14 protein-coding genes and 1 riboswitch are annotated in these 21858 nt (G+C 69.7%); of the genes, 7 read left to right on the forward strand and 7 right to left on the reverse strand.

The annotated features are described in order from the left end of the window. The 4 genes from AC3WJT_RS01010 to AC3WJT_RS01025 form a co-directional block, all read right to left on the reverse strand. On the reverse strand, positions 1-839 hold an 839-nt coding region (locus AC3WJT_RS01010), incomplete at its 3' end, for an outer membrane protein (RefSeq protein ID WP_492341202.1). 313 nt (positions 840-1152) lie between these two features. Then, on the reverse strand, positions 1153-3219 hold the full coding sequence (locus AC3WJT_RS01015) for an NAD(+) synthase (RefSeq protein WP_492341203.1): 2067 nt from the start codon (positions 3217-3219) through the stop codon (positions 1153-1155). Between the two features lie 60 nt (positions 3220-3279). Then, the gene (locus AC3WJT_RS01020; protein ID WP_492341204.1) at positions 3280-4212 is read right to left on the reverse strand and encodes a division plane positioning ATPase MipZ; all 933 of its coding nucleotides are present in this window, start codon (positions 4210-4212) and stop codon (positions 3280-3282) included. A gap of 114 nt (positions 4213-4326) precedes the next feature. Then, complete coding sequence (locus AC3WJT_RS01025; RefSeq protein ID WP_492341205.1) at positions 4327-4449, reverse strand: hypothetical protein; 123 nt, start codon at positions 4447-4449, stop codon at positions 4327-4329. A 179-nt stretch (positions 4450-4628) separates the two neighbouring features. Here AC3WJT_RS01025 and AC3WJT_RS01030 point away from each other — a divergent pair, with 179 nt between their 5' ends. The 5 genes from AC3WJT_RS01030 to AC3WJT_RS01050 are packed head-to-tail and all read left to right on the forward strand — an operon-like array spanning position 4629 to position 10379. After that, complete coding sequence (locus AC3WJT_RS01030; protein ID WP_492341206.1) at positions 4629-6446, forward strand: ABC transporter ATP-binding protein; 1818 nt, start codon at positions 4629-4631, stop codon at positions 6444-6446. Positions 6447-6472: 26 nt separating this feature from the next. After that, positions 6473-8419, forward strand: a complete 1947-nt coding sequence (locus tag AC3WJT_RS01035; protein ID WP_492341207.1) for a S9 family peptidase — start codon at positions 6473-6475, stop codon at positions 8417-8419. Between the two features lie 42 nt (positions 8420-8461). Further along, positions 8462-9112 carry a fumarylacetoacetate hydrolase family protein gene (locus AC3WJT_RS01040; RefSeq protein ID WP_492341208.1) on the forward strand — a complete coding sequence of 217 codons (651 nt, stop codon included), beginning with the start codon at positions 8462-8464 and terminating at the stop codon, positions 9110-9112. After that, positions 9112-9753 (forward strand): maleylacetoacetate isomerase, encoded by a 642-nt coding sequence (gene maiA / locus AC3WJT_RS01045; protein WP_492341209.1) that lies wholly within the window; start codon positions 9112-9114, stop codon positions 9751-9753. The genes AC3WJT_RS01040 and maiA overlap by 1 nt, the downstream gene beginning before the upstream one ends. An 8-nt stretch (positions 9754-9761) precedes the next feature. Then, positions 9762-10379, forward strand: coding sequence for a carbonic anhydrase (locus AC3WJT_RS01050; protein WP_492341210.1), 618 nt, complete (start codon positions 9762-9764; stop codon positions 10377-10379). Positions 10380-10412: 33 nt separating this feature from the next. On the opposite strand, the gene pbpC is transcribed toward AC3WJT_RS01050, so the two are convergent. After that, on the reverse strand, positions 10413-12395 hold the full coding sequence (pbpC, locus tag AC3WJT_RS01055) for a penicillin-binding protein 1C (RefSeq protein WP_492341211.1): 1983 nt from the start codon (positions 12393-12395) through the stop codon (positions 10413-10415). Between the two features lie 129 nt (positions 12396-12524). Beyond that, entirely contained in the window at positions 12525-17648 is a 5124-nt protein-coding gene (locus AC3WJT_RS01060) for an alpha-2-macroglobulin family protein (protein ID WP_492341212.1), read from the reverse strand. 178 nt (positions 17649-17826) lie between these two features. Here AC3WJT_RS01060 and ald point away from each other — a divergent pair, with 178 nt between their 5' ends. Further along, positions 17827-18939 carry an alanine dehydrogenase gene (gene ald, locus AC3WJT_RS01065; protein WP_492341213.1) on the forward strand — a complete coding sequence of 371 codons (1113 nt, stop codon included), beginning with the start codon at positions 17827-17829 and terminating at the stop codon, positions 18937-18939. A gap of 63 nt (positions 18940-19002) precedes the next feature. Continuing rightward, a riboswitch (cobalamin riboswitch) is annotated at positions 19003-19196 on the forward strand. A 139-nt stretch (positions 19197-19335) separates the two neighbouring features. Further along, a complete protein-coding gene (locus AC3WJT_RS01070) occupies positions 19336-21162 on the forward strand; it encodes a TonB-dependent receptor plug domain-containing protein (RefSeq protein WP_492341214.1) in 1827 nt (608 codons plus the stop codon). On the opposite strand, the gene AC3WJT_RS01075 is transcribed toward AC3WJT_RS01070, so the two are convergent. Then, positions 21146-21856, reverse strand: a complete 711-nt coding sequence (locus AC3WJT_RS01075) for a cytidylyltransferase domain-containing protein (RefSeq protein WP_492341215.1) — start codon at positions 21854-21856, stop codon at positions 21146-21148. The genes AC3WJT_RS01070 and AC3WJT_RS01075 overlap by 17 nt on opposite strands. Positions 21857-21858 lie beyond the last annotated feature (2 nt).

A 21858-nucleotide genomic window follows, 5' to 3' on the forward strand; every position in this document is an offset into this window, starting at 1 on the left:
ATGAATTCCCGGGCTTCGTACTGCGGCGGCGGAGGCGGCGGCGGCGGAGGCGGCGGGGGAGGCGGCGGCGGCGGCGGCGGAGGCGGCGGCGGCGGCGGCGGCGGAGCCACCTCTTCGGCGCCGAACGCGTACCGCAGACCGAACGTCAGGGACTGGTCGGCGTAGTCGCCCTTCCACTGGCCCGGATTGAACAGGCCCGAGGTGTTGGCCACCGTGTCGGCCGCCAGGTCGCTGCCGCCGAGATAGCGGTAGGTGACGTCGATGTTCAGACGCTCACCGGCGTCGAACGACACGCCGGCGAGACCTTGCCAGGCGAAGGCGGTGTCGGTGTCATCGATGCGGATGGCGCCGACCGGAGCGTTGCCGCGACCGGCGATGCTGATGATCGAGCGGTTCACACCGACGCCGACGCCGACAAACGGACGGAAGCTGCTGTCGGGGAAGAAGTCGTAGATCGCGTTGCCCATGAAGGTCCACGCTTCGATCGAGCCCTCAGGCGCGTCGCAGGGGACCATGGCGGCGAGGTTGCAGAGCGCGTTCGGGAACGCGCGAGCGGGGTCGCCATCGGCGCTTTCGATGTTGCCGGGACGGACGCCGCCTTCGAATTCAACGCGCCAGTTCGGATTGATCCGGTAGCCAAGGCGGGCGAAGCCGACGACCTTGTCTTCCGTCAGGTAGTTGAACTGGTAGGGCAGGCCGTCCGTGGCCAGACCTTGCGAGGTTGCTTCCCAGCCTTCCGGCCAGTGGTAGCCGAGGTCGAACGCCCCGTACCAACCGCTCGCGGGCTCGGCGAACGCCGCCGGCGCCAGCGCCAGAGCGCCGAGCATGGAGCTCAGCATAAGTGCTTTTTTCTTCACAGTGAGCCCCTCGCTCAAATTCGCCATACGCCAAAGGGCGCAGACCTAATGGAATGTGGGCACGATATCAGCGCCGATTGAACCCGCAGAGTTCTTGAACGAACCCCCCAGCCGATTCCGTCGACGCTTACATCGTACAGCCAGACGACCAACGCCTTCACCCTCATCGGGTTCCATGCAAATCGCAAAGCTGTGCGTGGTCGCCCACGCCCTGCGACCATACGCCACCTCTTCCCGATATTCCAGCAGGGCTGCGTGCGTTATCGCACGGTGTGGCGAGGGCGCCGCAGGGCGGCTAGTTCGGCGTATTGGCGTCCAGTTCCGCCAGCCAGGCCTCCGGCCGGGCATCCGACGGCATCCGCCAGTCCCCGCGGGGCGAAAGCGCGCCGCCCGAAGAGATTTTCGGACCGTTCGGAACAGCGGACCGCTTGAATTGATTGGCGAAAAACCGGGTCAGGAAAAGACGAAGCCAGCGCTTGATCTCGGCCAGATCGTAGGCCCGACGCTCCGCCGGCGGAATATCCCGCGGCCAGCCGCCATGCCCGGCGTCCCCCCAGGCCGCGTGGGCCAGATAGGCGATCTTCGACGGCGCCGCGCCCGAACGGGTCATGTGGAACAGCGTAAAGTCCTGCAGCGCATAGGGCCCGACGAAGTCTTCCGTCGCCTGGGTCTTGCCGCCGGCGTCCGCGGGCACGAGTTCCGGCGAGATTTCGGTGGCGAGAATATCGCGCAGGACCGTGGTCGCGGCCTCGCCCACCTCGGCGGCGCCGGCCGCGAAGCGGATCAGGTGCTGGATCAGGGTCTTGGGCACGCCACTGTTGGGATTGTAGTGGCTCATGTGATCGCCGACGCCGTAGGTGCACCAGCCGAGCGCCAGTTCGGACAGATCTCCGGTCCCGACCACCAGGGCGGCGTGCCGGTTGGCGAGCCGGAACAGATAGTCTGTCCGCAGGCCCGCCTGAACGTTCTCGAACGTCACATCATAGACCGGTTCGCCGGCGCCGAACGGATGGCCGATATCGGCAAGCATCTGTTTCGCGGCCGGCCGGATATCGAGCTCCTCGCCCGTAACGCCGAGGGCCCTCATCAGGGCCCAGGCGTTGGAGCGCGTCCGTTCGGAGGTGGCGAAGCCCGGCATGGTGTAGGCCAGCACGCCGGTCCGCGGCAGACCGAGCTGGTCCATCGCCTTGACCGCCACGACAAGCGCCTGGGTCGAATCCAGCCCGCCGGAGATGCCGATGACCAGCTTCTGCAGCCCCGTCGACTTCAGCCGCTGCGCCAGTCCCTGGACCTGAACGTTGTAGGCCTCGTGGCAGTATTCGGCGAGCCGCGCAGGATCGTCGGGGACGAACGGGAACCGGTCGACCGGACGGTGCAGCGGCAGCCGGCCCGCCGGCGGCTCGAAGGCCACATCGACCGTACGCCAGGCGGCGTCCGCCTGCCGCGCGGCGATGGCGTCGCCGAACGAGCCGGTGCGGATACGCTCCTGCCGGACACGTCCAAGGTCGACATCGACGACCGCCATGGTCGACCCGGCAGGGAACCGGTCGCTCTCGGCCAGCAGCTCGCCCAGCTCGAAGATCGAGGCCTGGCCGTCCCAGGCGTTGTCTGTGGTCGACTCCCCGACGCCTGCCGCCGAATAGGCGTAGACCGCCTGGCAGCGCATCGACTGGGATGCGCACAGCAGCCGACGCGCCTCGGCCTTGCCGATGACGATATTGCTGGCCGACAGGTTCAGCAGGATCTCCGCTCCGGCGAGGGCCGCCGCGGTCGACGGCGGCTCAGGCGTCCAGACGTCCTCGCAGATCTCGGCGTGGAAGGTGAACGGCGCGGCGCCGCCGGCGCGGAACAGCAGGTCGGCCCCGAACGGGACCAGCCGGTCGGCGATCTGAAGCGTACGCCCGACCACGCCCCGGCCGCTGGCGAACCACCGGCGCTCATAATATTCGCGATAGTTGGGCAGGAAGGTCTTGGGAACGACCCCCAGTATTTCGCCGTCGTGAATGACCACGGCGGTGTTGAACAGTCGGCCCTCGAACCGCAGCGGCGCGCCGACGGCGAACACCGGGCGCAGGCCATTGCTGGCTTCGGCGAGGCTGGCCAGCGCCGCCTCGACCCCGTCCAGCAACGCATCCTGCAGCAACAGATCGTCGATCGAATAGGCGCTGATCCCGAGTTCGGGGAACACCATCAGGGCGACGCCCTGGTCATGGCCCTGGCGAACAAGGCCGAGGGTTCGCTCGGCGTTTGCGGCGGGGTCGGCCAGGCTGGTTTCGGGCACGCAGGCCGCCAGCCGCACGAATCCGTGTCGGTATGGCGACTCGAAGGGAATGTCCGCGGAACCGCGGGTGGTCTTCGGCATGGATGCGCCCCGGCCCTCTTCAGATGGGACTTATCAGCGCCGGTCCAAGGCCCGCAAGGCTCAGGCGTGACGGTCGAGGTCTGCGGAGACGGGATCACGGCGCGGCGGGGCGGTCTCAACCTGCGGCGCCGGAACCTGAAGACTGGCCATGAGGGCGTTGACTTCCTCCCGGGCGGCCTGGCGGGCGCCGGCGGTCATTCCCGGCTTCACCTTGGCCGCAACGTCCGCCAGCGTCAGGCCAAACGGGAACATCTCCCGGTAGCCGACGCGCTCGCGCAGGGACGGGCCGATGCGGAACCCGATGTCGCTCGCGAGACTGGTCATCGCCTTTTCCAGCCGCTGCCGGTTGTTGGTATCCGCGCCGGCGAGGCGGTTGCGCAGCACCAGCCAGTCGAGCTTTCGACCATGCTCGGCGCGCACGGCGCGGGCATGCAGGACTTCCTGGGCGTAGTGGCTGGGCCGCAGCAGGCGCAGCGACACCGGGTCGACCACGCCCAGCACGTCGAAATCGACGAAGCTGTCGTTCATCGGCGTCACGATCTGGTCCGCCTGCAGGTTGGCGGCGCGCGAAACCGGCGTGTCGCTTCCGGGCGTGTCGATGATCAACAGGTCGGAATTGCTCATCGCCATGTCGACGGCTTCCTTGAACAGCGCCAGGGCCGCCTGGGGATCGTCAGCAAGCATCGCCGGGTCTTCGGCGAGCTTGTATTCGAGCGGCATCGGCGCCGAGACGCCGGCGGCGGGAAGCCAGCGGCGACGATTGGCCAGCAGGCGCGAGAGACTCTGCTGTCGCAGATCCAGATCGATGACCGCAACGCGCTTGCCCTGGTAGAGCATGGCGCTCGCGATCAGCGCCGCAACGGTCGACTTGCCGGCGCCGCCCTTTTCATTGCCGATGACGATGACGCGCGCACGGCTGTGGGTGCTGCCGGGCGCCGCCCGCAGATGGCGCGGCCCCAAAGCGCCTTTGATGGGATTGTTGAAAATCGACACGCACAGTCTCCCCGGGAGCGGGCGTTCAGCCCGGCCTCCCACTTGCGAAAACCGTTGTGGAGAAACGGTTGGGAGTCAACCGACCGCCCCTGCCGGGCGAGGCCTGATCGGCGCCTACGCTCGCAGGGCGTACAGCGCCGCCGCGGCAATCGCCATCCAGGGCGTCGCCGTGAGCAGAAGACGGGCGACGCCCTCTCTGGCGCTGCCTGAAAAGGGAAACAGGCTTGAAAGACGCACGGCGGCCCCCCTGACACGACTGGAAGCAGGATGATGTCAGGAACGGACCGTCTGGCGACCGCGCGCGTCGCCACGGCGACGATCCGTCGCGGGCAGGGTCGCGCTGACGGACGGTTCATTTGCGCGTCGGGCGCGGTCCGCTAAGGTCTCCGCCAAGCGTCCGCTTTTCGAGTATCGCCTTGACCCACCCCGTCCTTGCCGTCGACGACCTGAAGGTCAGTTTCGAGACCCATGACGGACAGGTCGAGGCGGTGCGCGGCGTTTCCCTGTCGGTCGCGGCCGGCGAATGCCTGGGCGTCGTCGGCGAAAGCGGCTCAGGCAAGAGCCAGACCTTCATGACGGTGATGGGCCTGCTCGCCCGGAACGGCCGCGCGAGCGGCTCGGTCCGGTTCGAGGGGCAGGAGTTGCTCGGCCTCAAGCCCGCGGCGCTCAACCGCGTGCGCGGCTCTAAGATGACGATGATCTTCCAGGACCCGCTGACCGCCCTGACGCCGCATGTGAAGATCGGCGAACAGATCGCCGAGCCGCTGCGGCTGCATCTCGGCCTTTCCGGCGAGGCGGCGCGGAAGCAGGCGCTGCAGTGGCTGGAGCGGGTCCGCATTCCCGAAGCCGGGCGGCGGATGACGCAGTATCCGCACGAACTGAGCGGCGGCATGCGTCAGCGGGTGATGATCGCCGGGGCGATGGCCTGCGGTCCGCGCCTGCTGATCGCGGATGAGCCGACCACGGCGCTGGACGTGACGGTCCAGGCCGAGATCCTCGATCTGATGGCCGAGCTGATGCGCGAGACGGGCTCGGGCATGGTGCTGGTGACCCACGACATGGGCGTCATCGCCCGGCTGGCCGACCGCGTCTGCGTGATGAAGGACGGGGCCTATGTCGAGGAAGGGCCGGTCGAGGCCGTCTTCGATCAGCCGAAGACCGACTATACGCGCGCCCTTCTGGCGGCCATTCCGCGGCTGGATCGCGTGGATCGCGGCGGCCGGCCGGTCCCCGCGACGGTCGCGCCGGAGGCGCCGGTCGTCGTGCGAGGCGAGGACGTGAAGGTCTGGTTCCCGATCAGCCAGGGGCTGTTCGGCAAGCCCCGGCCGCTGCGCGCGGTCGACGGCGTCAGCTTCGAGATCCGGCAAGGCGAGACCCTGGGCGTCGTGGGCGAAAGCGGCTGCGGAAAATCGACCCTCTCTCGGGCCGTCCTGAACCTGCTGCCGCCCGGCGGCGGCGAGCTGGGCGGAACCGTGACCGTGCTCGGCCGCGACATCACAGAGGCCGACCGCGAAACCATGCGGGCCGCGCGCAAGGACCTGCAGATCGTCTTCCAGGACCCGCTGGCGAGCCTCGACCCGCGCATGCCCATCGGCGACTCCATCGCCGAACCGCTGCAGGTCTTCCGGCCGGGTCTCAGCCGGGAGGACCGGCGGGCCGCCGCCGCGGCGATGATGGTTCGCTGCGGCCTCGCGCCTGAACTGGTCAACCGCTACCCGCACGAACTGAGCGGCGGCCAGAACCAGCGGGTCGGCATCGCCCGGGCGATGATCCTCGAGCCGAAACTGGTCATCTGCGACGAGGCGGTCAGCGCGCTGGACGTGTCGATCCGGGCCCAGATCATCGATCTGCTGATCGACCTGCAACGGCAGCTGGGCATGGCGATGATGTTCATCAGCCACGACCTCGCCGTCGTGCGCGAGATCAGCCACCGGGTGATGGTGCTCTATCTCGGCCGGGTCATGGAGCTCGCCAGCCGGGAGCAGCTCTACGAAGACCCGCGCCATCCCTATACGCGAGCCCTGCTGTCGGCGGCGCCGATCCCCGATCCGAAAATCGAGCGCAGCCGCAAGCGCGTCCGCCTGTCGGGCGAGCCGCCCTCGCCGATGGATCCACTGGCCGCATTGCGCTTTCTGCCCTCGAGACTGTCGTCTGACCCGACCGCGCCCGTTTACCGACCGGCCCTTGAGGAGGTCGCACCCGGCCATCTGGTCAGCGAGTTCGACCCGGTCTGACGCCATTCGAGTTTGGGGACTTCGCCATGATCCGCCGCGCCTTTCTCGCGACCGCCGCCGCATCCCTGTTCGCCACCACCGCCGTGGCGCGGGCCATGCCGCCCGTGGTGCGGCGCCAGCAGGGGACGTTGACCCTCGAGAATGTCCCCGAGACGCCGGCTGACGTCCGCGAGGCCCTGCGCCGTTATCAGAACGCCCGCAGCGCCGCCTTCCAGGACTGGTTGCCGGACGGCTCGATGTTGATCACCACGCGGTTCGGCCAGACCGGCCAGCTTCACCATGTCGCCGCCCCGGGATCGGTCCGCACCCAACTGACCTTCTTCGACGAGCCGGTCGCCGAAGCGACGGCCATTCCGGGGTCTGACAACCGTTTCATCTTCAGCAAGGACACCGGCGGAGACGAGTACTACCAGCTCTACCTCGCCGGCCTGACCGGTCCGGAGCGCGCCTTCACAACGGCCGGCACGCGAAACCAGAGCGCGGTCTTCCCCAAGGACGGCAAGACCCTGGCCTGGGCTGAAGTCGGCAAGGGCGATCCCGATTATCGCGTGCGGCTGGCGACGGTGACCAAGGATGGCCGGATCGAAGCGGGCCTCTCGCTCAAGACCACCGGCGCCACCTCGCCTCGCGCCATCTCGCCGGACGGCAAACAGGTGCTGCTGAGCCGCACCGTCTCCGCCGCGTCGAGCAAGCTGTACCTGTGGAAGCCGGCGGCGGGCGGCGCGCTGCAGGAGATCAATCCCTCCGACCGTCCGATCGCCTACGAGGGCGGCGTGTTCACCCCGGACGGCAAGTCCATCCTGGTGATCTCCGACCAGGACTACGAGTTCAAGCGGCTGGTCGAGATCAATCTGGCGAGCGGCAAGGTCACGCCGGTCACGGCCGGCGATCTCAGCTGGGATGTGGAGGCGTTCAGGCTGTCGGACGATGGGCGCGTTCTGGCCTGGTCGATCAACGAGGGCGGCCGGTCAAAGGTGGTCATCCGGGATTTCCGCACCCGCCGGGCGCTGCCGCAGCCGACCCTGCCCGTCGGCGTGCTGACGGCTCTGGAATTCTCCCCCGATCTCAAGTCCCTGGCCATCGGACTCAACACCGCGACCTCGCCGGCGGACGTGTGGAGCTGGGACCTCGCCGAGGGCGAACTGACCCGCTGGACGACGAGCGAGAGCGGCGGGCTCGACCCGGCCGCGATGGTCGATCCGACCCTGATCGAGGTGCGGTCGTTCGACGGCCTTCAGGTCCCGGCCTGGGTTTATCGGCCGAAGACGATCAAGGGCGCCGCGCCGGTGATCATCGACATCCACGGCGGCCCGGAAGGCCAGGATCGCCCCGGTTTCAACACCCGGCGCCAGTACTGGACCAACGAACTCGGCGCGGCGGTCATCGCGCCGAACGTTCGCGGTTCCGACGGCTACGGCAAGACCTACCTCTCGCTCGACAACGCCGCCAAACGCCAGGACAGCGTCAAGGACATCGGCGCCCTGCTCGACTGGATCGCCACCCAGCCGGACCTCGATTCGAAGCGTGTGGTGGTCTACGGCGGCTCCTACGGCGGGTTCATGGTGCTGGCCTCGCTGGCCGCCTTCAACGATCGTCTGGCAGGGGGCATCGACATCGTCGGCATCTCCAGCTTCACCACCTTCCTGCAGAACACCGAAGGCTATCGGCGTGACCTTCGCCGGGTCGAATACGGCGACGAGCGCGTTCCGGCGATGAAGGCGGTGTTCGACCGGATCTCTCCGCTGAATCTGACCGACAGGATGACCAGGCCGCTGTTCGTCATCCAGGGTCGCAATGACCCCCGGGTGCCCTGGACGGAGGCGGAACAGATCGTCGCCAAGGTCCGGGCCCGGGGCGTGGAGGTCTGGTACATGCTCGCCGCAGACGAAGGCCACGGCTTCAAGAAGAAGCAGAACATCGACGCCCAGCGCGAAGCCGAGACGCTGTTCCTGCGCAAGGTGTTCAAGCTGTAGGACAGGGTGGCGCGAAAACCGCCGCCGGAGTAACAGCGCGCCATGACCGATTTCGCCGTAACGATCCGCCCGCAGCCGACCGTTCCCGTGCAGGGTTCGGACCGGCCGTTCCCTGTGCGCCGCATCCTCTGCGTCGGCCGCAACTACGCTGCCCATCGTCGCGAGATGGGCGGCGATGACCGCGATCCGCCGTTCTTCTTCAGCAAGCCTGCGGACGCTGTGGTCCTGCCCGGCGTCGATGTGCCCTACCCCACCGCAACCAGCGACCTTCACCACGAGATCGAGCTGGTCGTGGCGATCGGCGACGGCGGCGCGATCTTCGGATTCGCGGTCGGCGTCGACCTGACCCGCCGCGACCTGCAGAACGGATTCAAGGCCAAGGGGCAGCCCTGGGACGCGGCCAAGGGCTTCGACGCCAGCGCGCCGATCTCGGCCATTGTCCGGAATGCCGGCGTCATCCCGCAGGGCCGTATCGCGCTGAGCGTCAACGGCGAGACGAAGCAGGCGGGCGAAGTGGCGGACATGATCTGGTCGGTCGAGGAAATCCTCGTCGAGGCCGGCAAGCTCTGGAAACTCGAGGCCGGCGACCTGATCTTCACCGGCACGCCTGAAGGCGTCGGTCCGCTCGTCCGCGGCGACCGCGTCGAGGGCTCGGTCGAGGGTGTCGGCGCCCTGTCGTTCAGGATCGTCTGATGACCCGACTGCTGCTGCACAGCGCCTGGCGCGCCTCGGCTCCCTATCGGGTCCGGATCGGTCTGAACCTCAAGGGGCTGGCTTACGACTACGCCCCGGTGGACCTGGTCGCCGGCGAGCAGCGCGGCGACGCCTACGGCGCGGTCAACGCCCAGCATCTGGTTCCGGCGCTGGACGTCGACGGTCATGTTCTCACGCAGTCGTTGTCGATCCTGGAGTGGCTCGAGGAAGCCCATCCCGAGCCGGCGCTCCTGCCGAGTGACCCGTTCGACCGGCAGATCGTCCGGGCCATGTGCGGCATCATCGCCTGTGACATTCACCCGGTGAACAACCTGCGGATCCTGAAGACGCTCGCGCGGCTCAATGTACCGCAACCGGATGTCGACGCCTGGGTGCACGGCTGGATCAGCGACGGATTCGCCGCCCTGGAGCCGATGATCGCCCGGCACGGCGCCGGCTACGCCTTCGGCGCGACGCCGACGATGGCGGACTGCCTGCTGACGCCGCAGGTCTACAACGCCCGCCGCTTCAAGGTTGACCTTTCCGCCTTCCCGGCCCTGGTCGCCGCCGCTGACGCGGCCGCGCTCCACCCGGCGATCGCCGCGGCTCACCCGAACAACCAGCCTGACGCGAAAGTCTGAGGGACCCCATGCTCGAAGATCTCAAGGACAACAACCGCAACTGGTCGCATCGCAAGACCGAGGTCGATCCCGACTTCTTCAAGCGGCTCGAGAACCAGCAGAGCCCGGAGTACCTCTGGATCGGCTGTGCGGACAGCCGCGTGCCGGCCAACGAGATCGTCGGCCTCGATCCCGGCGAGCTGTTCGTGCACCGCAACGTGGCAAACCTCGCCCCGCCGCAGGACGCCAACTATCTCAGCGTGCTGCAGTTCGCGATCGACGTGATCAAGGTGAAGCACGTGATGGTCGTCGGCCACTACGGCTGCGGCGGCGTGCGGGCTGCGGTCGACGGCGTGCGGCGCGGTCTCGTCGACCACTGGCTGCACCCGATCCGCGAAGTCTATGCCGAAAACAGGGCAGAGCTCGAGGCGATGGATGAACGGGAGCGCTGGGATCGCCTGTGCGAGCTGAACGTCATCCGCCAGGTTCAGAACGTGGCCTCGGACGTGTTCGTCCAGGATGCCTGGGCGCGAGGCCAGAGCGTCTCGGTGCACGGCTGGTGCTACCGCCTGTCGAACGGGCTGATCAACGACCTCGGCGTCACGGTGACCAACCCGGACGAGGCCGAGGAGTTGAAGCTGGGGTGATTGTCGGGGGCCAGAAAGACCGGCCCCGGAACCCTACCCCTTGATCCGGACCTTGGCGCGCGCCTCGCGGCCCTGGCTGTCGACGACGGTGACCTCGTAGAAGCCCGCCGCCGCCGGCCGCCAGACCGTCCGGCCACTGACAGGGTCCGGCGCCAGCGGCTGGCCGCCGACATACCAGCTAAGACCCTCGCCGCCCGCCGCCAGCACCAGACCGCGTGACGCGGGGCCCAGCGCATCGACCTGCACGGTCGCCCCGTCGGGTGGAAAAATCAGGTTCGGACCCCGGTCAGGCCGCTCCAGCGTCGTCAGGGCGCCGGGCGCAGCCTTCGGCGTGATGCGCGGGGGGGCGGTCCGGGGCGCGGACAGGATGTCGGCGGCGTCGAACAGCATCGGCAGGGCCGCCTCGCGGCCGGTGAACCCGCCCCGCGCGCCGCCATCCGCCCGTCCCGTCCAGACGATGATCACATAGCCGCCGACCACGCCCGCCGCGATCGCGTCCCGGAAGCCGTAGGACGTGCCGGTCTTGTAGGCCATGCCCGGCCCGCCGAGCGTCAGGGCGTTGGGAATCCGTCCCTTGGGCGCCGGAGCCTCGCGCAGGATGTCGAGCACCTGCCGCGCGGCCTCCGGCCGGATCAGCCGCCCGCCTCGGCTGCGCACGCGCTTCGCGGCGTCCGCCTCGGTCCAGGCCAGCGGCTTGGCGATCCCCTCGTCGCCCAGCGCACAATAGAGCACCGCGACGTCGCGCAGGGTTACGCCCTCGCCGCCGAGCGCCAGCGCGAGGCCCGGCGCGCGGGTCTCGGAATCGGGAAGATGCAGCCGTACGCCGGCGGACTCGATACGGGCGAGGAAGTGCGCCGGTCCGATCCGCTCCATCATCGCCACCGCCGGGACGTTGAGCGAATGGGACAGCGCCTCGCCCGCCGTCACCTTGCCGCGGAACACCCGGTCGAAGTCCTCCGGCTGGTAGTCCTTGAACCGGGTCTGGACGTCCTGCATCTCGGTGTCGGGCGCGGCGATCCCGTCATCGAAGGCGAAGGCGTAGATGAACGGCTTGAGCGCGGAGCCGGGCGAGCGCAGCGCGCGCGTCATGTCGATCCAGCCGCCCGACCGGTCCAGCCCGCCCGAGCCGACGAGCGCGCGCACGGCCCGCCCCTCGATCTCGACCACCAGAATCGCCGCCGTGGCGTCCGCGCCCTGATCGCGCGCGTAGGCGGCGGCCAGCGGCTCCAGCCGCGCCTGCAGGGTCGCATCGAGCGTGCTGACGACTGTGGCCTGGTCCTTCGGCGCCGCGCGGGCCAGTTCGCCCGATGCGTGCCAGGCCAGGGCCGGAAACGGCGCGCGGCCGGGCAGCGGCTCGGCGTCGGCTTCATCCGCTTCGGCCTGCGAGGCGAGATCGGCCTGCACCATGCGCTGCAGGACGAGCCGGCGGGCGTCGCGGGCGGCGCCGGGCCGCCGGTCAGGCCGCCGCGCCTCGGGCGCCTGCGGCAGCGCAATCAGCAGCGCCTGCTCCCCGAGCGTCAGGGTTTCGGGCTCATGGCCGAAGTAGGACAGGCTGGCCGCCCGCACCCCCTCCAGATTGCCGCCATAGGGCGCGAGCGTCAGATAGAGCGCGAGGATCTCACGCTTGCTGTAGCGACCCTCCAGCTGCACGGCCCTGACCATCTCGATCAGCTTGGCGCCGAGCGTGCGCGGCCGCGGCTCAAGCAGGCGGGCCGTCTGCATGGTCAGGGTCGAGGCGCCGGAGACGATCCGACCGCGCAGCAGCGCCGAGCCGGCGGCCCGGACCACAGCCGCGGGGTCCACGCCGTCATGACGCCAGAAGCGCTCGTCTTCGATGGCGATCAGCCGCTTCTGGAACGTCTTGTCCGTCCGCGTCAGGTCCGCCCGGATCCGCCAGCGCCCGTCCTCTACCGGCAGCGCGCGCAGCCAGGCGCCCTTGCGGTCCAGCACCACCGGCGAGGACCGCTCCCCGCGCGACAGGTCCGGCGGGAACAGCGTGTCCAGCGTCAGCGCCACGACCTGGAGGGTCAGGAAGGCGATCAGGCCAAGGACGATGCGCCGAACCGGCTCGCCCTCCCCCCCTGAGGGGGGGAGGGTTGGAGATGAGGCCGGCCCATTTTCGGGCGACGCGGACACGCTTGAGGTCTAGCTCCCCGGCGCGATGGTCGTGCGGCTCGCCGATCCGCGCGCATTGACGCTCGGCCGGTACATGTCGCGCGCTTCCGGCGCCGGCAGGAAGAACTCTCCCGGCGTCACGGCCCTGGCCACATAGGCCATGGCGAAGGGGCGTGACCCGGCGAGGTCGAGGGCGGCGATGTAGCGATCGTCGCGCGCTTCCTGCACGTCCGCTCCCGACAGTTCGCCGAGGAACTTGAACGGCCCGGTCTTGGCGTCCTCGGGATTGAGCACGGTCTCGATCTCCCAGCCGGCCGGCAGGGCGTCGTCGACGACCAGCGGCACGGTGCGCCCCTGGCCGGACCGGCCGGAGACCAGCACGATCACACGGTCGCCCTGGCGCAGGGACGAGAGGTTCACCGCCCCGCCCTGCATGGTGAAGAACCGCTTGTCGACCGAAAGACCGTTGCCCTCGGCGCCCGGCGCATCGACCGTGGTGCCGCGCACGGTGATCGTCCGCCACAGGGCGCCGGAGCCCTTGTTGGTGAACACCGCGTCGGCGAGACGGCCGACGGACCAGCGCGTCGCGCCGCCCGCCGAGGTCAGCGCCGTGGCGCCGGTCGCATCGATCCGCATCACCCCGGCCGCCTTCAACATGAAGGACGCCGCCTGCAGCAGGCGGGCCTGCTCCTGGGTGTTCAGCGCGTCGGGGTCACGGACCGCGTTCTCCAGCCGTCCCTGCAGGCCGCGGGCGATGTCGCCCTGGTCCGCCTCGTAGGCGAGGGCGATGATCGCGGCGAGGTCGCGCAGCTGGCTCTGGTACCAGTCCGCCTCGTCGCGATAGCCGAGCGAAGCGACCGCCCGCTTGAAGGACGACCGGGCGCGGGCCTTGTCGCCCATCAGGGCCAGGCCGGCGCCGATCTGGGCGCGGGCGAGCGGCGAGTCGTCGTCCTTCATATGGACGTCGTGCCACCAGCGCAGGCGGGCGAGGTCGCCGCGACCGGCCTTGGCCAGGATATAGAGGGCGTAGGCCGAGGCGCGGCTGCGCATCCGCTCGGTGGCCTTCTTCGAGTCGGCCGGATTGCGGTACCACCACTCGGGGTATTCGAGCCGGTAGGAGACGCTGGCCCAGCCGTCGGGACGGCTGATCTGGCGCATGGCCGACAGGGCGCGGTCCATGGCCGCCTCCGGCACGGGCGCGCCGCGCTGCTTCGCTTCCCAGAGGAAGTCCGTCGCATAGGCGCCGAGCCAGGCGTCAGCCTCGCCGTCGCCGACCCGCCAGAGGCCGAAGGCCCCGTCGAGGGTCTGGCGATCCAGCAGGCGGCCGACCGCATCGTTCAGCCCCGCCGAGGACGAGCGCTTCTTCGGATCGGCGGCCATTTCGCGGGCGTAGAGCAGCGGATAGCCGACCGACACCACCTGTTCGGTGCAGCCGTAGGGGTAGCGCGACAGCGACACCGCGATCGGTCCGGGGTCGAAGCCGCGGAACGGCGAGTAGCTGACCTGCAGGCTGACATCGCCCGCCGCCAGGCCCGACAGCAGCTGGGCCGACGGCGTGAACGCCTCGCCGGGCTTCTGCAGGTCGATGGTCGTACGGGTGATCGGACTCCAGCCGAGACGGGTCTGGATCGGATAGTCCTTCGACGTCGAGAATCCCGGACCGAAGACCGAGAAGCCGACCTTGCCGATGCCGGACCGGGTCGGGGCGTCGAACGCAATCCGTTCGGCGACCCGCTGGCCGAGCGCCAGCTGGAACAGCTTCTTGAACGTCATCACGACGCCGCCCGAGGAGCGGGTCTCGGCCGTGTAGCCGCCTGCCGCGCCCTCCACATTGTGCAGTTCGAGCGTCGCGAACGGCCGGTCGCCCGGCGCGAGGAAGCGCGGCAGGTTCAGGTCGGCCACAACGGCCTCGCGGACGGTCATCGGCTTGGCGGTCGAGCCGACGGCTTCGTCGGTCCAGGCCACGGCCATCACCCGCAGTTCGCCGTTGAACTCGGCGGCGGGCAGCTTGACCCGCGCCTTGCCGTCCAGTCCGGTCTCGACCACGCCGGACCACAGGGCCACCGACTTGATCGGCGTCACGGTCAGGCCCTCGCCGCCGATCTGGTCGGCGCCGAAGTTGACGTTGGCGGGCGCGCCGAGGTTGGGATCCAGCAGGCGACCGTAGTCGTCACGGTAGTCGAGCGTCAGCGCGCGCTTGCCGAAGTACCATTTCACCGGATCGGGCGTGTCGAACTTGGTCAGGCGCAGGATGCCCTCGTCGACCGCCGCGACGGTGAGGCGGGCGCGCTGGCCGACGCCGAGCCCTTTGACCGTGACAGGCACCTCGACCGGCGCGCGGCTGTTCAGCTTCACCGGTGTGCCCAGTTCCACCGCCAGCTTGCGGCCCTTGGGGTCGAGCGGCACGTACATGAGGCCGAGCGCACGCCGCGGCTTGGGCGTTGCGGACGGATCGCGGGGCTGGATCACACTGACCAGCACATAGGCGCCGCCGCCCCAGGAGGCGTCGGTCTTGAGCGTCACCGAGCCGCCGTTCGGCCCGACCGAGAAGGTCTTGAACTCGATGACCCGGTCCGTCGCGACGGCCACCTGGGCCTCGCCCGCATAAGGCGCCTTGATCGTCAGGGTGACGGAATCGCCCTGGGCGTGAACGCCCGTCCCTGCGGTGATCCGCACGAAGTCCGGCGCCTCGGCGTCCTTGGCCGGCGCGCCCCAGCCGGCAGCGAAGCGGATAACGCTCTTCACCCCGCCCGGGGCCTCGACCACCACGCGGTAGTCGCCCCAGCCGAGCCGGCGCGCGATCCGCGCGGCCCCGCCGGCGCCGATGTTCAGGCTGCCTTTCTGGACAACCACATCACGGCTGGTCCGGCGCCACTGCCAGCGGCCGTCCTGCTGGAACCAGTCATAGTCCCAGTTTTCGGCGATCAGGCTGTAGGTCGCGCCGGGCGCGGCGATACGCTCGCCCTTCGCGTTGACGGCGATGAAGTTCAGCGCCACCGGCGCCGCGTTGCCGTTGCTGGCGTCGCCCTGTTCGACCTTCACGCCCAGATAGACGGGCTTGGTGCGGACCTTGAGGAACAGGCTCTCGCGCACCGGCCGGCCGCCGGGCTCGAACACCGAGGCGGTCACAGTGGCCTTCAGCGGCGCGGAGGTCTCGCCGACATCGCCCGTGCCGAGCGACAGGATCGCCTTGCCGTCACCGTCGGTGACCGACGAGCCGAGCTCGAGGAACTTCTCGTCGAAGCCGTTCTGCTGGTCGCCCCACTCGTAGTCCTTGAACGTCGGGAAGGGGTTCGGATCGACCATGATCCGCGCCTCGCCCTGGGTCTGCAGACCCGCGCCGGCGGCGCCATAGAGGAAGCGGGCGATGACCGAGACCTGGCGCGTCTCGCCGGCGGCCAGGGGGGTCGACTCGCGGCCGTCCGTGCTGACGGCCAGCCGTTGCGGCGCGAAGTCCTCGACCGAGAACGACATGGCGCCGGCCGCGGCCTTGATGCCTTCGACCTGCAGACTCACCCGCCAGCGGCCGCGCGGCGCGCTCCTGGGCAGGGCGATGTCGGCGGTGACGGCGCCGGTCGGCGCGCGATCGAACGCGACCCGTTTGAACTCGACGCCCGAAGGGCGGCTGATGATCAGGACGCCCTTGCGGTCCTTGACCGCGCGCGACTGCAGGTCCCGGATCAGGGCCGAGAGGTGCACGGTTTCGCCCGGACGATAGATCCCGCGATCGGCGTAGATGTAGCTGTCGATCTCGCCGCCGGGGACCCGACCGCCCGTCTCCTCGTCGCCGGTCGGCGCGTTGCGACCGCCCATGCCCTGCTTCGACAAATCGACCGGCGAGCGGTCGAGATCGAGCACGGCCAGGTCGCCCTGCCCGCCGTAGGCCATAACCATCTTCGGATGCATCGCCCCGTCGCCTTCCAGCAGCGGGCGCAGGAAACGGACCCGGCCGGAGCTGTCGGCGCGCGCCTCGGCGAGCGTCTCGCCGTTCTTGGCCACCAGCGCCACGCGCGTGCCGGGCAGGACCCGGGCGGTCTTCAGCGACCGCACCACGACGTCGAGCGACTCCGCGCCGTCGTAGGCGACCATCGCCATGTCGGTGAAGACGATCCATCGACGGGCCTGGGCGGGCTGGGTGCCTTCGCCGTCCTCGTCCTGGTCGTCAGCGGCCGTGGGTTTGGACGAGGCGTCGCGCGCCTTGATGACATAGCCGCCGGCCTGCATCTCCTTGAGTACCGCGCCCAGCGGGAAGACGGTCGTGACCCGCTCACCGGCGCCGCCGCGGACGGCGATGTCGCCCTTCCAGATCACGCGGCCCTCGTCATTGGGGCTGTCGTCGCCGTAGTCGCCCGGCCAGTCGCCTTCGCCCGTGGGATCGGGCGCGCTGATCGAAGTGCGGACCAGATTGCGGTCGGTGACGCGCCAGACCTCGATCGACAGGCGGGTGACGTTGACCGTCTCGATGCCCACGCCGTCGGCGTCCTCGCGCGGCAGGATCACGCCGTCGCCGGCGAACCCGACATAGGCCGGCTTTTCGCCGAAGGTGAAGTCGACGTCGGCATTGGTCGCCAGCGTCTGGCCGCCCGCGCCGGGCAGGCCCTTGAGCAGGGTCACGCGGCGCTCGGTCAGGCCGAGGCCGCCGATGCAGAGTTCGGCCTTGTTGGACTGATTGACGCTGACCGCGGGCGTTCCGCCCAGATCCGGCGAGACCAGCACGAAGTCGGCGTAGGCCTTTCCGGGATCGAGAGCCTTGGTCATCTCGATACAGGCCAGCGGCTCGGACTTGCTGGTGTCGAGGCGGGTCTTCCAGACCGCGAAGCCCTCGGGCTTGGGAATGCCGCGTCGTGGCGCGCCGGCGGAGCGGGGCTTGCCGAACATCGACCACAGAGAAGGCTTCTCGGCCGGACCAGAGGCGACAGAGCCGGCGGGACCGGAGCCACCCTTCCCGCCCATGCCCCCGCCCAGCACGCTGGCCGTCACCAGGCCGCCGCCGAAGCCTGCCGCCAGGGCGATCGCCGCGATGGCGCCGACCGGCAGATGCCAGTTGGCCCAGACCGGTCGCTTCGCTGTGGTCCGGTCCATGGCCAGAGGCTGGTCCGCGTTCGTCGCGGGCTCGGCGGCGGGATCGGAGGGGGTGTTGTCGGACGGCGTCATGGGAGCCCTTCCCGGGCCTTGAGTGTTCTAAAGTGAACGATGTGAGCCCAAGCCTGCCAGCGGGTCAATCCGCACACGAGTCGGCTCCCGTCTCAGGCGAGCCGTGGCAAGAACGTGCTTGACCTTGCGTCATTTGCGGGACATTTCCCGCGCCAAATACCCTGGGAAGGAAATGACCATGCGCGTTGGAGTTCCGGCGGAGATCAAGCCTGGCGAACATCGGGTGGGTCTGACCCCCACCGCGGTTCGCGAGTACGTCGCCCACGGTCACCAGGTGATCGTCGAGGCCGGCGCCGGACAGGGCGCGGGCTATGCCGACGAGGCCTTCCGTCGCGCCGGGGCGACCATCGTCGCTGACGGCGACGCCGTGTTCGCCGGCGCGGACATGATCGTGAAGGTCAAGGAGCCGCAGAAGGTCGAGTGGGAGCGGCTGGAGCCGCGCCACATCCTGTTCACCTACCTGCACCTGGCGCCCGATCCCGCCCAGACCGAAGGCCTTGTAAAGTCAGGCTGCGCGGCGATCGCCTATGAGACGGTCACCGACGCGCGGGGCGGTCTGCCGCTACTCGCGCCGATGAGTGAAGTGGCCGGCCGGATCGCCGTCTTCTCGGCCGCCGAGACCCTGCTGAAGCACAATGGCGGCATGGGCCTGCTGCTCTGCGGCGTGCCCGGCGTGCCGCCGGCGCGCGTCGCTGTGCTCGGCGGCGGCGTGGTCGGCATGAACGCCGCCCGGATGGCCATGGGCCTCAATGCGGAGGTCGTGGTCCTCGAGCGGTCAATCCCCCGTATGCGGGAGCTGGACGACATCTTCATGGGCCGGGTCCTGACCCGCTATTCGACGCTCGACGCCGTCGAGGACGAGATTCTCAAGGCCGACGTGGTCATCGGCGCGGTGCTGACCGCCGGCGCGGCGGCCCCCAAGCTGGTCCGGCGCGAGCACCTGCCCCGCATGAAGCCGGGCTCGGTGCTGGTGGACGTCTCGATCGACCAGGGCGGCTGTTTCGAGACCAGCCACCCGACGACCCATGCCGAGCCGACCTATGTCGTCGACGGCGTGGTCCACTACTGCGTGGCCAACATGCCCGGCGCCGCACCGCGCACCTCGTCCGAGGCTCTCGGCAACGCCACCCTGCCGTTCGGCCTGGCGCTCGCCGACCACGGCCTGGACGCCCTCGCGCGCGATCGGCATCTGGCCAAGGGCCTGAACGTCCTGAAGGGCGAACTGACCCACCCCGCCGTGGCCGAAGCGCTCGGCAAGCCGTTCGTCGATCCGTACGGCGCCTGGGGATAACGAGTCGCCCCTCCCTCCCGTTCACCGGGAGGGAGGGCGATGTTGCACCGCACCCGCCCATCCCCCATAACGGGCACAGGCGGTTCCCCTTCCGGGGGGCCAAGAGGGAACGGGGTGAAAGTCCCCGGCTGTGCCCGCAACTGTCAGCGGTTAGGGCCGCGTCCATTCGCGAAGGCGACGCCACTGGGAAACCGGGAAGGCGGGACGAGGTCCGGTGATCCGCAAGCCAGGAGACCTGCCGCCGTCGTCGCTCGTCCGCAGCCCGGGTCCAGGCTGATGGCGCGGGGAAGGCATGCCTTCCCGTCGAAGCGACCGTCCGCCGGCGTGCGGGCGTTCGCTTTGGACCCACCTCCGCCACGCGACGCCGCGCGGGCTCCTTGAACAAGGACCTGCGCCATGACGCGCCTGTTACTGACCACCACGGCCTTGCTGGCCCTGGCCTCGACCGCTCGCGCCGAGACACCGGGCCCGACCGACGTCGACGAACTGATTGTCACAGCGACCCGTCTGGAAAGCCGGATCGGCGACGCGCCCGGCGTCCGGGTGATCACCGCCGGCGACATCGAGGCCAGCCAGGCGACCTTCGCCGGCGACATCCTCGAGACCCTTCCCGGCCTGTCCCTGAGCCGGAACGGTGACTTCGGCGGCGTCACCTATGTGCGCATGCGCGGCGCGAGCGCCGACAAGACCCTGCTGCTGATCGACGGGGTGGTGCAGAACGACCCGTCCAGCCCCAACGGCGGCTACGACTTCTCCAGCCTCGACCTGGGCGACGTTGAACGAATCGAGATCCTGTCGGGACCGCAGGGTTCGCTGTGGGGCTCGGACGCCATCGGCGGCGCGATCGCCCTCACCACCCGCGAGCTGGACGGCTGGCGCGCCTCGGCGGAGGCCGGGTCCCTCGGCACGGTGCGGGGTACGGCCGCGTTCGGTGCTTCAGATGACCGCCGCGCGTTCGGGCTGTCCGCATCGGCCTATTCCAGCGACGGCGTCTCCAAGGCGGCCGGCGGAACCGAAGAGGACGGCTTCGCCAACTGGACCGCCGGCGCGAACGGCCGCCTGACCCTCAGCGACACGGTGCGCCTCGACGGCCGTGTCCGCTACAACGAGGCCGATACCGACCTCGACGGCTACGACGCCTTCTTCACCTTCGGCGACACCGCCGACCGGTCGACGAGCCGCAGCTGGACCGGCTTCGCCCGTCTCACGGCTGACAACCTGCTGGGCCTCGACCAGGTGTTCGACGTCAGCGTCTACGACCTGACCCGCGACAACATCTCGGCCTTCAGCTCCAGCTATGACGCGCGGCGCAAAACCCTGCGCTGGACCGCCGGGCGCGGCGCGGCGCGCGACCCGTTCGCTTTCCTGGTCGGGATCGAACGCGATGACACCGAGGCCTCGATCAGCACCGGCGCGACGGCCGATCTCGGCGCCGGCTCGATCTTCGGCGTGCTCCGGTTCGCGCCTGCCGACCGTGTCTCGGTGACTGCAAGCCTGCGCCATGACGCGCCGGACGCGTACGACGCGCGGACCACCGCGCGCGTTGCCGGCGTGATCGCGCTCGACGGGGGCTTCACCGTATCGGCGAGCTTCGGACAGGGCTTCAAGGCCCCGACCATCAGCCAGACCGTCTGCGACTTCTGCTTCCCGGCGGGTCCCTCGACCGGCCTGACGCCGGAGACCGCCGAGGGCTGGGATCTGGGCGTCGACTGGCGATCAGGCGATGGCCGGCTGTTCGCAAGGCTCACCGGCTACCGGCTCGAGGTCGCGGACCAGATCAGCTACGGCGTCGGTCGCTACGTGAACATCGACCGCACCCTGACCACCGGGATCGAGGCCGAGGTCGAGGCGCAGCTGAGTGAGCGCTTCAGCGTCAAGGCCGCCTATGCCTTCACGGACGCGGTGGACGAGACGACCGGCGCGGAGCTGATCCGCGCGCCGGAAAACGCCGGCTCGGTCACGCTGCTCTGGACCGGGGCGCGTTTGAAGGCGGCGCTGACCGTTCGGGCGGAAGGCGATCAGGCCGATTCCGATCCCTCGACCTTCTCGGCGGCCCGGCGCGGCGGATTCACTACCGCCAGTCTGTCAGGCGGCTGGGCGCTCACCGACAGGCTCGAGCTGACGGCGCGCGTGGTGAACCTGACCGACGCGGACTACCAGCAGTCGCTCGGCTACAGCGAGGCGGGCCGGGGCCTATTCGTCGGCTTCAGGCTGCGTAACTGAGCCGGGCCAGGTCCTGACGTCCGCCGACGATGTCCAGCACGTCGGCCATGCCGAAGCCGGGGTCGGCGGCGTACAGGGCGCCGTAGATCGAGCGGGCGAAGGCCAGATCAGCGGAGGTCTTGACCCGCCAGTCGAGGGCGGAGAGGTCGCGCGCGTTGCTGAAACTGGCCTGTGAGAACCGGCCCGGGTTGGCGCGAATGAAGGCGGTGGGCGAAACCCGCGCCCTCACTTCGCGCGGCTCTGCGGCGGCCGCCATCAAGGCCGGCGTGGCGATCACCTCGACCTCGAGCCCGCGCGGATAGCTGGCCGGTTCGCGGTTGGAGACGTAGTCGGCGCCGCTGACGACCGCCATGCGGACCGCTTCGTCGATGATCCGGGGGTCTACGAAGGGCGCGTCGCCCTTGATCCGCACGACGTGGCCGGCCGGGCCGGCCGAGACCGCGCAGCGCGAGAACCGGTCGAGCAGGTCGCTGGGCGCGCCGCGAAACACGGCCTGGCCCTGCGACACCAGCCAGGCGGCCAGGGCGTCATCGCCTGGCTCGCAGCTGGTCGCGACGACGATGCGTGTCAGGGTGCGGGCGGCCTTGAGGCGCTCGAGCTGACGCCAGATCATCGGCTGGCCGCCGAGCGGGGCGAGAGCCTTGCCGGGGAGCCGTTTGGAGCCCATCCGGGCCTGGACGATGGCGAGGGTCATTG

It is taken from the genome of Caulobacter sp. FW305-C-30-S16 (assembly GCF_058783025.1).